Source organism: Geobacillus sp. FJAT-46040 (assembly GCF_002335725.1).
Classification (GTDB): Bacteria; Bacillota; Bacilli; order Bacillales; family Anoxybacillaceae; genus Geobacillus; species Geobacillus thermoleovorans.
Genome location: NZ_NISS01000001.1, coordinates 827,419 through 842,163, shown reverse-complemented (window position 1 = coordinate 842,163; position 14,745 = coordinate 827,419). Strand labels below are relative to the sequence as shown.

Sequence of the window (14,745 nt, the reverse complement as noted above, 5' to 3'; positions counted from 1 at the left end):
TTTGTTATTTTTTTATCAGGTGTGTTGATGAACCAATAAAAAGTCTGTCGAGAAGGCTCTAGTCCGAGCTTTTCTGCCGTAGTCGGCAAGCGGCTCGCTTGCCGACCGGGCATGCTGCCGCATGCCCTCCTCGAACAATGAACGCTTTGCGGGCAAATGTCATTCGCCCGCCGGCGTTCTTGTTCGAGGGAAGAGGCAGAAAAGCTTGTGTTCAGCCATATCATTCTCTGTTTTTTCGTACATAACGGATCATCAACACCCGTGATGTTTTATTTTTTCTTCGATTTGTTTCATCTTCGTTGGATCTTTGCGTCCGTCCGTTTCAATGCCGCTGCTGATATCGATGCCATCCGGGCGGTAGACAAGCAGCCGCTCGATATTGTCCGGAGTGATGCCGCCGGCGATGAAGCACGGCACGCCTTGGCGGGCCGCCTCTTCCAAATAGTGCGGCACCGCCTCCCAATCAAAAGCGACGCCCGTCCCCCCCCAGGCGCCGGCGGCGCGGCTGTCAACGACGTAGCCATCGGCAATGCCAGCGTACTGCCTCATCGCCGCAAGCGCACCGTCGCCATGGTGGATCGCCTTCCAGACGGAAAGCGGCACCGCCTCTTTCACCGCCGCCAGCTCCGCCGGCGTTTCACGGCCGTGGCATTGGATGACATGAAGCGGCAGCTCGGCGGCGACAGCGGCGATCCGCCTAACGGGGGCGTTGACAAAGACGCCGACAAGTTGCTTTGCGCCAAGCTTATGGGGCTCAAGCCATTGCTGCACTTCACTCGGAGAGACGTTCCGCCTGCTTTCGGCGAAAATAAAGCCGAGGTAATCAGCCCCGCTCGCGATAGCGGCCTGCACGTCTTCAGCCGAACGGTTGCCGCAATATTTAATTCGAATCATCCCCATCTTCCTCCCCAAACAGCCGGTAGACCGCTCGCTCCACATCATCTTGGCGCATGAGCGACTCGCCGACGAGCATGGCCTGCGCTCCGTACGATTTGACCGTCTTCACATCATTGAAGGAACCGATCCCGCTTTCGCTGACGATGACGCACGATGGCGGGATGAGCGGAGCGAGCGTTTTGGTCGCCTCAAGTGTTGTCACAAAGGTATGCAAGTCGCGGTTGTTGATGCCGACGATCTCCGGCGTAAACCGATCGAAAATCCGCTCGAGCGTCTCTTTTGCATGCACCTCGACCAGACATTCGAGCCCCAAGCTGTACGCTTCATGATAGAGCTCCTCGAGTGTTTCCGGCGGGAGCGCCTCGCCGATCAATAAAATCGCATCCGCCCCGAGTCGGACGCTTTCCTCGACTTGCCGCCGATCGATGATGAAATCTTTGCGCAGCACGGGAACGTTAACCGCTTCTTTCACCGCTCGCAAATAGCGGCGATGCCCTTGGAAATACCGTTCATCCGTCAGCACGCTGATCGCGTCGGCACCGGCGCGCTCATATGCTTTCGCGATGGCCACCGGGTCAAAATTCGGGCGAATGATGCCTTTTGACGGCGATGCTTTTTTCACTTCAGCGATCAAGCCAAGCATCCGCCGCGGCCGACGGAGCGCCGCCGCAAATGGCCGGCGCTTTCGCTCTGGCAATGGCGCCGGCAGCGTCAACGTTTCCACTTCTTCCCGTTTGGCTGCTAAAATTTGCTCAAGCATCATGAATCACTTCCTTCGCCCGCAGGCGTTGCAGTTGTTCGTATGCGGTTTTGGACAAAATGGCCTCTTTCGCCATCGCCACTCCTTCGGCAATCGTTTCAGCTTTGCCGGCGGCATACAGGGCGGCGCCGGCGTTCAGCGCAACGATATTGATGGCGCTCTCCGGCGCTGTTCCCGCCATCACCGCCTCAAGAAGCGCGGCGCTCTCTTCCGGATCGCGCACTTGCACATCGGCAAGCTCGCCGCGCGGCAAGCCGGCGTCTTCTGGTGCGATGACAAAGCGGCGGATCGCACCGTCTTTCAACTCCACGACATCCGTTTCTGCAGCGATGCTGCATTCATCAAGCCCATCGCGCCCGGTGACAAACAACACATGTTCCGAGCCGAGGCGGCGCATCGCCTCCGCCAATTTCTCAGCGTAGCAGGTCGAATAGACGCCGACGACTTGCCGCTTGCAGCGCGCCGGATTGGCGAGCGGGCCGATCAAGTTGAAAACGGTGCGGAAACCGATTTCCTTCCGCGGCCCGGCGGCGTGTTTCATCGCCGCGTGATAGAGCGGGGCGAACAAAAACGCCAGCCCTTTCGTTTCCAACGCCTGTTTGGCGGCCGACGGCGACGTTTGAATGTCGATGCCGAGCCGCTCGAGCACATCAGCGCTGCCGCTTTTTGACGAAACAGCGCGGTTGCCGTGCTTGGCGACTTTGACGCCAAGCGATGAAATGACGATCGCCGCGGCGGTGGAAACGTTGAATGTCGCCGCCCCATCGCCGCCCGTACCGCACGTATCGATGACATCATCACTAGCCTCAATGGCAGTCATCCGGTCGCGCATCGCCCGCACAAATCCGACGAGCTCATCGACTGTCTCTCCGCGCAGGCGGAGCATGGACAACAGACTTGCGATTTGACTGTCCGTCGCCTCGCCGGACATGATGATATTCATCGCCGCATACGCTTCATCTTCCGTCAACGCTTTCCCTTCCGCACATTTCGAAAGCAGCTGCTTCAACATACGACCCTCTCCCCTTTAGCAAATAGTCGTTCCGCTTGTTCAATCGCATTCATCAAGGCGCTCGCCTTATTGCGCGTCTCTTTCCACTCCAGTTCTGGAACGGAGTCGGCGACAATGCCGGCGCCGGCTTGCACATAGGCATAGCCGTCTTTCACGACCGCTGTCCGGATGGCGATGCACGAATCGATGTTGCCATCAAACCCGATATAGGCAATCGCTCCAGCATACAGCCCCCTCGCTGTCGGCTCGAGTTCCTGCAAAATTTGCATCGCCCGCACTTTCGGCGCCCCGCTCACCGTTCCAGCCGGAAAGGCGGCAAGGAGTGCATCGATCGGGTGGACGTTGTCGTCCAGTTCACCGACGACCTTGGAAATTAAGTGCATCACGTGTGAAAACTTGCCGATCTGAAGCAACACCGGCACCTCGACCGTTCCGTACTTGGCGACCCGGCCGATGTCGTTGCGCGCCAAATCGACAAGCATATAATGCTCAGCCCGTTCTTTCGGGTCGTGGTACAGCTCATCAGCCAGCCTCTCGTCTTCCTCCGGCGATCGGCCGCGCCGCCGTGTGCCGGCAATCGGATCGATTTCAACGCGCCGACGGTGCACTTGAATCAGTTTTTCCGGCGAACTGCCGACAATTTCCACACCGTCAAGCTGGAAATAAAACATGTACGGCGACGGGTTGATGTATCGGAGCAGCCGATAAATGGCAAAGCCTCCGGCTTGAACCGGCACGCAGAAGCGCTGCGACAGAACCGCTTGAAACACATCGCCGGCCGCGATGTACCGTTTCACGGCCTCCACATCGCGCAAAAACTGTTTTTTGTCATAGTTGGACACCGCTTTGGCAAACGAGGCGGTCCGCCCCGATTCGCTTTCCGCCGGCAAGAGCGGTTGCTCGGCTTGAGGGCGGGCCGCTTTCGCCGCGAGATCGGCCATGCGCCGTTCGGCCGCGCGGTACGCTTCGATTTTCTCTTCCTCCGTTTCGTTGCCGCTCAACCGAATATAATGAATGACGAGCAACTCACGCTTTTTTTGGTCAAACGCAAACAGCGATTCACAAAACACGAAATAGGCCGTCTTCATAGGCACATCGTGGTTTTTGTGGCGCGGCACTTTTTCGATGGCGGAAATGAAATCGTAGCCTAAAAACCCAACTGCACCGCCTGTAAACGGCACCGTCTCGGCAAGCGGCTTGACGGCAAGCGTCCGCTCGACCCATTGAAACGCTTCTTTCAGCGTCGGTGCGGTGATTTGTTCGTTCCCGTTTTCGTCTTTCACCGAAAACGTTTCGCCGGTTTCGCTCTCCAGCGTCAAAAACGGCGCCACACCGATGAACGAATAGCGCGCCCACGGCGATTCGTCATCCTTGCTTTCAAGCAAAAACACGGCTTCCTCGCGCAAATTGGCAAACACGCCGAGCGGCTCAATGACATCGGCTACAAATTTGCGCACAATCGGGATGGTTCGAAATTCGTTCGCTTCCGCCAAAAAAGCGGCCAGCCCATCAGCAGACATCACTTCTCCTCCCTTCATGATCAGCGGGCGGAGAATGAGGGTTTATGAGGCGAAAAAAGAGAGGGAAAATAAAACGCCCAAAGACGACCGTCTTTGGGCAGATGTCGGCGAATGAAAAAACGCTCACCTCAGCTAAACTCGCTCATTCTCATCTACCCTACGCTCGCTCTCTGCTCTCGCTCCACTTCTAACGCCCCCGATGTCTCAGGGGGCAAAGAGGTTATTTTAACTATATTACATTTCTGTTTTTTTTGTCAACGACAAATCCGGGCGCAGCACGACCGCCCCTTTTAAATACACGTGGCAGATCTCTTCTTGCTGTTTCTCAGTCGCCACCGTCATCATGACGCGAATGCAGCGCGGCAATGAACCGGGCACCGGAATTTCCCTCGTGCACATGACCGGCACATATGTCCAGCCGTCCAAACGGCGCAGCGCCTGCGCCGGAAACGCGGCGGTGATGTCGTCGGTGACGGAAATGAGCACAAACGACACATCAGAAGCGGCGACATCGTTTGCGCGGATCATTTCACGAAGCAACGTTTCAGTTGCCGCCACGATTTCCTCGGCGTCATTTCGATCCACTGTAATCGCTCCGCGAATGCCGCGAATCATCCTTTCCCCCCCTGTCTGGCAAACTCGTCCAGCCACGTGAGCAGGTTGTCGTCTTCGAGTTCCACCACTTCCACGTCGCCGATCTCACAGAGAAGCACCATCCGCACTGTTCCGGCGTACGCTTTTTTGTCGCCTTTCATCTTCTCAAGCAGGCGGCGCGTCTGAACCGTTGTCGGCAGCGACACCGGGAAGCCGTATCCGGCGAACCAGTCGGCCAATCGATGCTCAGCGAACGACCGGCCGTAAAACCGTTCGCTGACAAAGACGGCAAACAGCATGCCAACCGCAACCGCCTCCCCGTGAGTGAGCGCGCCGTAGCCTAACTCGCTTTCCAGCGCATGGCCGAGCGTATGGCCGAAATTCAAATGGGCGCGCACCCCGGTTTCTTTTTCATCCTCACGCACGACGGACGCCTTAATGTCAATGCCCTTTTCAATGCAATAGGCGAGTTTCTCGCCGCGCAAGTCGGCGAGCGTCTTGATTTCCGCGCGCAGCCAGTCGTAAAAGCGGCGGTCGCGGATCAGCGCATGTTTGATCACTTCGGCAAACCCGGACCGAAGCTCGCGCTCGGGCAGCGTGCGCAAAAAGGAGGTGTCATACACAACTGCTTCCGGCTGGTGGAAGGCGCCGATCATATTTTTGCCGAGCGGATGGTTGATGGCGACTTTGCCGCCGACGGCGCTGTCATGGGCCAAGAGTGTCGTCGGCATTTGAATGTAACGGATGCCGCGCATATAGGTGGCGGCGACAAACCCAGCCAAATCGCCGACAACGCCGCCGCCAAGCGCAATGATAACCGAGCGGCGGTCGAGGCCGCACTGCAATGCCGCTGTCTGGCAAGCGTAATAATGATCAAATGACTTGGCCGCCTCCCCGCTTGGAATGACGTAGGCGTACACGTCATACTCAGCGGCGGCAAGCAACGCCCGCACCTCATCCAAATAAAGAGGCGCCACAGTATCGTCGGTAACGATGAAAAGTTTTGTCCCTGGCGGACAGGAGAGCGACCGAAGCAAGCTTGGCAGCACACGGGCCGCCCCATCGCCCAAAAGAAGCGGATAGCGCTTCGTCGCCGTTTCAATCGTCCGTTCGATCATCGTCAAAACTCCTTTGCATAGCGGCGGGCGCGTTCCACATTTTCCTTAATCAAGTCCATCCGATCCTGCCCAAACTGCTCAACGATCGCCGCCGCCACTTCCCAGGCGACAACGGCCTCAGCGACAACGCTCGCCGCCGGCACGGCGCAGCTGTCCGATCGCTCAATGCTTGCCGCAAACGGCTCTTTCGTCTCGATATCCACGCTTTGAAGCGGCTTGTACAGCGTCGGGATCGGCTTCATCACTCCGCGCACGACGATCGGCATCCCGGTCGTCACCCCGCCTTCAAAGCCGCCCGCCCGGTTCGTCCGGCGCGAAAAGCCTTGTTCTGGGCTCCAAATGATTTCATCGTGCACTTCGCTTCCCGGGCGGCGCGCCGCCTCAAAGCCGATCCCGAATTCAACGCCTTTAAACGCGTTGATGCTGACGATCGCGGCCGCGATTTTCGCATCAAGCTTTCGGTCGTAATGGACGTAGCTGCCGACTCCGGCCGGAACACCTTCAACGATCACTTCAACGATGCCGCCGATCGAATCACCGTTTTTCTTCGCCCAATCGATCGCTTCCATCATTTTTTGCCCCGCCTCCGGGTCAAAGCAGCGCACCGGTGATTCTTCCGTCACTGCCTGCAATTCTTCAAGCGAACGATAATCGAGCTTCTTTGCGCGCACGCCGCCGATTTCGATGACATGCCCGGCGACGCGGATGCCGACCTCCTCCAAAATGCGTTTTGCCACCGCTCCAGCCGCCACACGCACCGTCGTTTCACGCGCCGACGAGCGCTCCAGCACGTTGCGCATATCGCGATGTCCGTATTTCAGGGCGCCGTTTAAATCGGCATGCCCTGGGCGCGGACGCGTCACTTTCCGCTTCACTTCCGCTTCGTCATCAATCGGCTCAACCGCCATAATCGTTTGCCAATGTTTAAAATCGCGATTCTCGACAACGAGCGCAATCGGCGAGCCGAGCGTTTTCCCGTGCCGAACGCCGCCTGTGATTTTCACTTCATCTTTTTCAATCTGCATGCGGCGGCCGCGTCCGTATCCTTTTTGCCGGCGCGCCAGCTCTTTATTGATGTGCTCGGCGCGCAGCTCAAGCCCGGCCGGCACTCCTTCCAAAATGGCCGTCAATTGCGGCCCATGCGATTCCCCTGCCGTCAAATACCGCATGTTTGCCTCTCCCTTCAGGTCTTTAACGCGTTTAAGTAAAAATATATCATAAATTCGAAAAATGAAAATAGTTTCAGGAAAAAAAGAAGCCGGCGCGAGCTATTTTTTTCGGTAAAAAAACGTCTCTTCGACTTCAAAACCGTACAGGCCGGGATTGAAAATCTGCTCGGTGCTGCCGACAAACAGCACGCCTCCCGTCCGGAGCGCGTCGTGAAATTTGCGATACAGCATCCGCTTCGCCTCTTCCGTAAAATAAATGAGCACGTTGCGGCAGACGATCAAATCCATGTTGCGCGGAAACGGATCCGCGAGCAAGTTGTGTTTTTGAAACTTGACCGTTTGTTTAATCTTTTCGTCTATTTTATAATACTCGCCTTCTTTCGTAAAAAACTTTTTTCTCATTTCCTCGGGCAGCTCTACAAGCGACCGTTCGCTGTACAAACCGAGGCGCGCGCGGGCGAGCGCATTATCGTCAATGTCGGTCGCCAACACCGACACGCGGTGAAGCGGCAATCGTTTTGCGAGCACCATCGCGAGCGTATACGGCTCCTCGCCGGTTGAGCAGGCAGCGCTCCACACGTTCGGGCGCGGGTTTTCCGCCAATAGCCGCGGCAAAATGGTGTGCTCAAGCACCTCCCAACGCTTGGCGTTCCGGTAAAACTCCGAGACGTTGATCGTCATCCGATCCAAGCATTCATGCCATAGCGCCGGCTCTTTTTCCATCGCTGCAAACAGCTCGGCAAAGCTCTTTAGCCCTTTTTTCATGTACAACGACGCCAAACGCCGCCTCATCTGGGCTTCCTTATATAGCGATAAGTCAATACCTGTTTTTCGCTTCACTTTGGCAATGAACTGCGCATAATCGTCCATCGTCGCCTGTTCCTCTCCCCTGTCAATGTACAAAAACGGCAAAAACCGGCCGAATGGCGGCCGGTCTTCGCATCAGTACAGCCATGCATTGATCTGTTTCGAATAGCTGACGAGCTCTTCTTCTTTAAAGAACAAGCTGATTTCGCGTTCAGCGCTTTGCAGCGAGTCAGAGCCGTGGATGACGTTTTTGCCGACCGTCAAGCCGAAATCGCCGCGGATCGTGCCAGGGGCAGCCTCCTGCGGATTCGTTTTCCCCATCATTTGCCGGGCGGCGGCGATTACGTTCTCGCCCTCCCACACCATTGCAAACACTGGCCCCGAGGTGATAAAGTCGACAAGCTCGCCGAAAAACGGGCGCTCTTTATGTTCAGCGTAATGTTGCTCGGCGAGCTCGCGCGACACTTGCATCAGCTTCGCGCCGACAAGCTGGAAGCCTTTTTTTTCAAAACGGGCGACAATCTCGCCGATCAAATTGCGCTGAACCCCGTCCGGTTTCACCATGATGAATGTCCGTTCTGCCATTCGCTCTCCACCTCTACTGTCGTATGTACTGGGAAACGGATTCCCACCCATCATAGTATCATTGTTTTCCGCCGTTGGCAACAGCGTCCTTGAAAGCGCTAATAATCCCTTTTCCCAATGTAGAGGGCGAGATCATGAAGCAGCGTGCGCGCTTCGTTGGCCGGCAGCTCGCCAAGCAGGCGGAGCGCCTTTTCCAAATAGCGATTGCTTAGCGCATACGATCGTTCGATGGCGTCCGTCTGTTTAATGGCCGCTAGCACCGCCGCCATCTCCTCGGCATCCGTGTCCGCGTTGACGGCCGTAATTTTTGCCCGCACCTGTTCATCACAAAGGGCATACAGCACGGGGAGGGTGACGTTTCCTTGCTGCAAGTCGCTTCCAGCCGGCTTGCCGAGCTGCTCTTCCGTGCCGGTGAAATCGAGAATGTCATCGGTAATTTGAAACGACATGCCGACGCAATGGCCGAACCAATACAGCTGGTTGGCCACCGCCTCCGGCGCGCCGGCGGCAAGGGCGCCAAGCTGGCAGCTGGCGGCGATCAATAGCGCCGTTTTGCGGCGGATGCGCCGCAAGTACGTGCGAAGCGGCTGATCAAATCGGTATTTATCCTTGATTTGCTCGATTTCCCCGTGGCACACTTCAACGATCGTTTTCGCCAGCACTTGATGAGCACGGGGGCTGTCAAGCTCCGCCATCCGCTCAAGCGAACGGGCGAAGAGGTAATCGCCTGTATACATGGCAAAGCGGTTGCTCCATCTCGCCTTGATCGTCGGCCGGCCGCGCCGCACGTCGGCGTCATCGATGACATCGTCGTGAACGAGCGATGCCATATGGATGAGTTCGAGCGCTACGGCCACATGTTTAATCCGTTCGAAATCATAATGACCAAAGCGGGCGGACAGCAAGACAAAAACGGGACGGATCCGCTTTCCGCCCGCTTGCAATAAATGGAGCGCCGCTTCCCCGAGCGGCCCGTATTCGGATCGGACCGTCCGCTCCAGCTCTTCTTCGACCGCCGTCAAATCATCGCTTAAAAACGAATACATCGCCTTTAACTTCATGGTGTTCACCTTGACTCATCGTTTATAGCCTAAATGCATGGCCGCTACGCCGAACGTGTACGGTTTGACCTCGACATCGACGAAACCGGCTTCGCGGAACATCTCGGCCAGCTCGTCCCGCCCTGGAAATTCGCGCGCCGATTCCTGCAGCCACGAGTATTCCTCATAGCTTTTCGCCAACAGCTTGCCAAACAGCGGCATAATAAACCGAAAATAAAAATAGTAAAGCTGGCGGAAACCAAACAACGTCGGCTGCGACGTTTCCAGACAGACGGTCATGCCGCCCGGCTTGGTGACGCGGTGCATTTCCTTAAGCACTGTCATATAATCAGGAACGTTGCGCAAGCCAAAGCCGATCGTCACATAATCGAACGAATTGTCGGGAAACGGCAGCTGCATGGCGTTGCCGTGAATGAGCTTGACGTTGCCGAGGCCGCGCGCCTTCACCTTTTGTTCGCCGACTTTCAGCATGTTTTCGCTGAAGTCAAGGCCGTACACTTCCCCCTCCGGCCCGACCGCCTCAGCCAGCGCGATCGCCCAGTCGGCCGTTCCGCAGCAAACGTCGAGCGCCCTTTTCCCTTTTTGCACATTCATCCTCCGCATGACGTCTTCGCGCCATTTCAAATGGCGGCGGAAGCTGATGACAGAATTCATCCGGTCATAATGTGCAGAAATTTTTTCAAATACGCGATGGACTCGCTCTTCTTTCGATTGATGCATCGTTCTACCCTTCTTCCACCGACTTTTTGACGATGGCTTGAAATCCGCCGGCAAGTTCCGCCATGCGAAACCGCAGCAGGTCGTTCATCGGCAAATTCGCCGCCAGCAGCGCTTCCTTGCAATGGTCAATATAACGCTCGCAAAGGCGAAGCAAATGCCGCCTTTGTTCTTTCGTCAGCCCTTTGGCCCATGGAAAGGCGATATGCGCCATTTGCTCAAACAGCATGGATGACCCCGTGCGGACGAACGCTTCCTGCTCGAGCAGCAAGCGCCGCAACAGCAAGTAATGGCCGGAAAATCGCCCCCATTGCGGCGCCCCGATGCGCTCGGCAAGCTTCGCAAGCAACGCCGACTCGATCGTGCCGACCGCGGCGAACAGCGTCTCGATCCGCTCCACCTTTTTTTCATACAGCCGCACTTTTTGCTCATTAATCTCGCGGACCGCTTCGGCGAACAAACGGATAAGCGCAACATCGCCCGAGCGCGCCAGCAAGTCGTAATAAAGCCCGCTGTACAAGTCGCCGGCCAAAACGACAAGCTGCCGCGTCCGCAAATCGCCGCCGCGGTCTGTCACCTGATCATGGGTGTCAAGGGCGATTTGCATGAGCATCATGGCGATGATGCACCGGTCCGGCTCATTTGGCGTCGCCGGAGCATCAGTCATCATCGACAGCGAAAGCAGCAGCCGGTCTTCATCAACAGCCGGCGCCGGCACATGCGCGCGCAAATACGGATGGTCAAGCAGCCGTTCGATTTGTTCCTTCAATGACGACAATTGCACCATGATGTCATTCACTCTTCTCACCCTTGTCCCCCAAAAAATATCCACACCGCCATGACGGACTCAATTATAACATAATTTTGTCGAAAACGCTCTAGTTTGCTAGAAATTTGCTGGTTTACTTTTTCCCTTCCGATTCAACCACACCGTGGCGCGTTTGAATATACGCTTTTCCTCTCACTTTGATCGCCGACGTATGTTCCGTGAACTGAGCAATCAACACTTCGCCTTTGTCAAGCTTTTCCGAATGGTGAAATCTTGTGTCCGCGCCGCGCGTCAGCCCGATGACGTTCACCCCGTCTTCGAGCGCTTTAATGACGACAAAATCGCTGTTTGTGTACATCCTCTTCCCTCCTTACGCTTTGATTAACGAAAGCACTTCAGCGCGGGCGTTGGCATCTGTTTCAAACACGCCGCGCACCGCTGTCGTCACTGTTTTGGACCCCGGTTTTTTCACCCCGCGCATCGTCATGCACATATGCTCCGCCTCAACGACGACCATCACCCCATGCGGCTCAAGCGCCTCGACGATCGAATCAGCGATCGTTGCCGTGATGCGCTCTTGCAGCTGCGGGCGGCGCGCCACCGCCTCAACGGCTCGAGCGAGCTTGCTCAGCCCGGTCACTTTCCCTTCCCGCGGAATATAGGCGACGTGGGCAGCGCCAAAAAACGGCACTAAGTGGTGTTCGCACATCGAATAAAACGGAATATCTTTGACGAGCACAAGCTCCTCATGTTCCTCGCTGAATACGGTTTGAAAGTGCTGCTTTGGGTCTTCCTGCAGCCCAGCGAACACCTCGGCGTACATTTTCGCCACCCTCTTCGGCGTATCGACGAGCCCTTCGCGGTTTGGATCTTCCCCGATCGCCTCAAGAATGAGGCGGACCGCATATTCAATTTGCGCAAAATTGATCTCTGGCATACAAACAACATCCTCCTGCATCATAAAAGCTGCATGTAATCCGATTCTAGCATAGGGAGCCAAAAAAAACAAAAAAGAAGGGCCGGTGGATCACCTGCCCTTCCCTCCTGCGCTCCTGCTATGTAGGCTTACTTGACGGCATCTTTCAATGCTTTGCCCGGTTTGAATGCAGGAACTTTGCTTGCCGGAATTTCCATTTCTTCGCCCGTTTGCGGGTTGCGTCCTTTCCGGGCGGCGCGCTCGCGCACTTCAAAGTTTCCAAAACCGATTAATTGCACTTTATCGCCTTTTCGCAGCGCTTCTGTAATCGAATCAAACACCGCATCAACGGCTTTTGTCGCATCTTTTTTGGAAAGACCGCTTGTTTCAGCGACCGCATTGATCAATTCCGTTTTGTTCATGCCATTCACCTCCTCCCAAGGGGCTGGTCTTGTTTACTACCATTTGTGCACACTTTTCTGCTTTTCTATACATAGACATCCAATTCCAGCGGCAAGAAGGCCCGCGCGCCGCGCCGGCGCAGCCAATCATTCTATGTTTGCCTCGCGACAGTCCGCAGGAGATGCGCCTATGCCGCCGGCTGAAGCCCCTTCCCAACAGTTTGGGCTCCTCCTGTTTTCGCCGGGCGCAAACGAAGCCAAGGGCGAGGAAAGCCGCCTTCTTCCCGCCAACAGGCGGTGACATGCCTAATCTTAACCAATTGACCGCGGAAATTCAACATCTTTTTTCGCAAAAACGGCCAATTTTAGGCATATTTCACCAAAACAACGATTTCAGATAAAAGATTACCATAACGCCATGCCTATAATCAAGTGCCAATCCTGATTTCTCAAGGGTTTTGGCGATTTTTTCCCTTTGCCGCTTAGCAACTGAAAAAATGGCATCAAAAAAAGCTCCCTTGTCGGGAGCTTGCGCGCGGCCTCCGCTTTTCTTTCTGTCTAGCTGCGGCCGCTATCGGCTTGCGACGCTGCGTGTCCCTCTGCGGCGGCAACAGCCTCCTCGCGGGCCCCGCAGCGCGTGTCGCCGATGGGCAAGCGGCCTCCGCTTTTCTTTCTGTCTAGCTGCGGCCGCTAGCTCCCTTCCGCAAAATAACCTCCGCCCTCGAAGTGCAAGCACTTCTCGGCGCGGAGAACATTTTGCCTCGGGAGCTTGCGCGCGGCCTCCGCTTTTCTATAAAATAATCGCGATGAGGCCGCCGGAGCCTTCGTTGATGATGCGCTCAAGCGTTTCTTTCAGCTTGTAGCGGGCGTTTTCCGGCATGAGCGCAAGTTTCGCTTGGATGCCTTCACGGACGATGGAGCTGAGCGAGCGGCCGAAAATGTCAGAGTTCCAAATCGACAGCGGATCGTCTTCGAAGTCTTGCATTAAATAGCGGACGAGCTCTTCGCTTTGCTTTTCCGTGCCAATGATCGGTGCAAACTCCGATTCGACGTCAACTTTGATCATATGAATCGACGGCGCCACAGCTTTCAAACGGACGCCAAAGCGCGACCCTTGGCGGATGATTTCCGGTTCGTCAAGACTCATGTCAGACAAAGCGGGCGCAGCGATGCCGTAGCCGGTTTGTTTGACCATTTTCAGCGCGTCGGCGATTTGGTCATATTCCGCTTTCGCATGGGCGAAGTCTTGCATGAGCTGAAGCAGATGGTCTTTGCCGCGAATCTCGACGCCGACGATTTCTTTTAAAATTTGATCGTACAGCTCATCCGGTGCATACAAGTCAATTTCGGCGATCCCTTGCCCCATTTCGATGCCGGCAAGCGCCGCTTTTTCGATGAAATCGTACTCGGCAAACTGCTGCACAACCCGGTCGACGTCGCGCAGCCGTTTGATGTCTTTGACGGTGTCGCGCACCGCTTCTTGATAGCTTTCGCGCAGCCAATGATCTTCGCGCAGCACCATCACCCAGCTCGGCAAGTTGACGTTCACTTCAAGCACCGGGAATTCATATAATGCTTCACGAAGCACGTTATACACGTCGGCTTCGCGCATGCTTTCCACGCTCATGGCGAGCACCGGAATGTCGTACTTTTCGGCGAGCTCGCGGCGAAGCGCCTCGGTTTCCGGATGGTGCGGCCGAACGGTGTTGACGATCATAATGAACGGCTTGCCGACTTCTTTGAGCTCGCTAATGACCCGTTCTTCCGCTTCGACATAGTCTTGGCGCGGAATTTCCCCGATCGTGCCGTCCGTCGTAATGACGACTCCAATCGTCGAATGTTCTTGGATGACTTTTCTTGTCCCGATTTCCGCCGCCTCTTGGAACGGGATCGGCTCTTCATACCAAGGCGTGTGGATCATCCGCGGCCCGTTTTCGTCTTCATACCCTTTTGCGCCGGGCACGGCGTAGCCGACGCAGTCGACAAGACGGATGTTGACTTCAAGCCCCTCATCCACTTTCACCGTCACCGCCTGGTTTGGCACGAACTTCGGTTCTGTCGTCATGATCGTCTTGCCGGCGGCGCTTTGCGGCAGTTCATCTTGGGCGCGCGCTTTATCGGCTTCGTTTTTAATGTTCGGGATCACGACCAACTCCATAAACCGTTTAATAAACGTCGATTTTCCGGTGCGGACGGCGCCGACGACCCCTAAATAAATGTCGCCGCCGGTCCGCTCGGCGATATCTTTAAAAATATCGACCTTTTCCAAATAACTCCCCTCCAGTCCTTCGGTCGTTATAAGAAACAGTGGAATGAGCTAGCATAGTCGGACACTATATGCATATGATGTTGTCCGATTCGGTTATGACTAAAATAGAAAAAATCCCTTCTCTAGAATGTATTTTCCTAGAGAAGGGAA

The 14,745-nt window shown here is 55.7% G+C and carries 16 protein-coding genes; all 16 read right to left on the bottom strand.

The features are described 5' to 3' along the window. Positions 1-252: 252 nt before the first annotated feature. The gene (locus CD000_RS04585) at positions 253-894 is read right to left on the bottom strand and encodes a phosphoribosylanthranilate isomerase (RefSeq protein ID WP_096224986.1); all 642 of its coding nucleotides are present in this window, start codon (positions 892-894) and stop codon (positions 253-255) included. After that, positions 881-1,657: an indole-3-glycerol phosphate synthase TrpC gene (gene trpC / locus CD000_RS04580; RefSeq protein WP_014196204.1), complete on the bottom strand. Its 777-nt coding sequence runs from the start codon at positions 1,655-1,657 to the stop codon at positions 881-883. Before trpC ends, CD000_RS04585 begins: the two co-directional genes overlap by 14 nt. After that, positions 1,650-2,669 carry an anthranilate phosphoribosyltransferase gene (gene trpD / locus CD000_RS04575; protein ID WP_011231688.1) on the bottom strand — a complete coding sequence of 340 codons (1,020 nt, stop codon included), beginning with the start codon at positions 2,667-2,669 and terminating at the stop codon, positions 1,650-1,652. The genes trpC and trpD overlap by 8 nt, the downstream gene beginning before the upstream one ends. Then, entirely contained in the window at positions 2,663-4,189 is a 1,527-nt protein-coding gene (trpE, locus tag CD000_RS04570; protein WP_096224985.1) for an anthranilate synthase component I, read from the bottom strand. The genes trpD and trpE overlap by 7 nt, the downstream gene beginning before the upstream one ends. 234 nt (positions 4,190-4,423) lie before the next feature. Continuing rightward, complete coding sequence (gene aroH, locus CD000_RS04565) at positions 4,424-4,804, bottom strand: chorismate mutase (protein ID WP_013144896.1); 381 nt, start codon at positions 4,802-4,804, stop codon at positions 4,424-4,426. After that, positions 4,801-5,901: a 3-dehydroquinate synthase gene (aroB, locus tag CD000_RS04560; protein ID WP_015375270.1), complete on the bottom strand. Its 1,101-nt coding sequence runs from the start codon at positions 5,899-5,901 to the stop codon at positions 4,801-4,803. Before aroB ends, aroH begins: the two co-directional genes overlap by 4 nt. Before the next feature lie 2 nt (positions 5,902-5,903). Continuing rightward, on the bottom strand, positions 5,904-7,070 hold the full coding sequence (aroC, locus tag CD000_RS04555; RefSeq protein ID WP_011231692.1) for a chorismate synthase: 1,167 nt from the start codon (positions 7,068-7,070) through the stop codon (positions 5,904-5,906). Positions 7,071-7,169: 99 nt separating this feature from the next. Beyond that, complete coding sequence (locus CD000_RS04550; RefSeq protein ID WP_011231693.1) at positions 7,170-7,940, bottom strand: CheR family methyltransferase; 771 nt, start codon at positions 7,938-7,940, stop codon at positions 7,170-7,172. A gap of 72 nt (positions 7,941-8,012) precedes the next feature. Next, positions 8,013-8,462 (bottom strand): nucleoside-diphosphate kinase, encoded by a 450-nt coding sequence (gene ndk, locus CD000_RS04545; protein ID WP_031213038.1) that lies wholly within the window; start codon positions 8,460-8,462, stop codon positions 8,013-8,015. Between the two features lie 98 nt (positions 8,463-8,560). Continuing rightward, positions 8,561-9,523, bottom strand: a complete 963-nt coding sequence (hepT, locus tag CD000_RS04540) for a heptaprenyl diphosphate synthase component II (RefSeq protein ID WP_096224984.1) — start codon at positions 9,521-9,523, stop codon at positions 8,561-8,563. 15 nt (positions 9,524-9,538) lie between these two features. Beyond that, complete coding sequence (gene menG / locus CD000_RS04535; protein ID WP_011231696.1) at positions 9,539-10,243, bottom strand: demethylmenaquinone methyltransferase; 705 nt, start codon at positions 10,241-10,243, stop codon at positions 9,539-9,541. 4 nt (positions 10,244-10,247) lie between these two features. Beyond that, a complete protein-coding gene (locus tag CD000_RS04530; protein ID WP_096224983.1) occupies positions 10,248-11,027 on the bottom strand; it encodes a heptaprenyl diphosphate synthase component 1 in 780 nt (259 codons plus the stop codon). Between the two features lie 115 nt (positions 11,028-11,142). Then, the gene (mtrB, locus tag CD000_RS04525; protein WP_011231698.1) at positions 11,143-11,367 is read right to left on the bottom strand and encodes a trp RNA-binding attenuation protein MtrB; all 225 of its coding nucleotides are present in this window, start codon (positions 11,365-11,367) and stop codon (positions 11,143-11,145) included. A 12-nt stretch (positions 11,368-11,379) separates the two neighbouring features. Beyond that, positions 11,380-11,946, bottom strand: a complete 567-nt coding sequence (folE, locus tag CD000_RS04520; RefSeq protein WP_011231699.1) for a GTP cyclohydrolase I FolE — start codon at positions 11,944-11,946, stop codon at positions 11,380-11,382. 128 nt (positions 11,947-12,074) lie between these two features. Further along, on the bottom strand, positions 12,075-12,347 hold the full coding sequence (locus tag CD000_RS04515) for an HU family DNA-binding protein (protein ID WP_008879623.1): 273 nt from the start codon (positions 12,345-12,347) through the stop codon (positions 12,075-12,077). Between the two features lie 769 nt (positions 12,348-13,116). Then, the gene (spoIVA, locus tag CD000_RS04505; protein WP_011231701.1) at positions 13,117-14,595 is read right to left on the bottom strand and encodes a stage IV sporulation protein A; all 1,479 of its coding nucleotides are present in this window, start codon (positions 14,593-14,595) and stop codon (positions 13,117-13,119) included. Positions 14,596-14,745 lie beyond the last annotated feature (150 nt).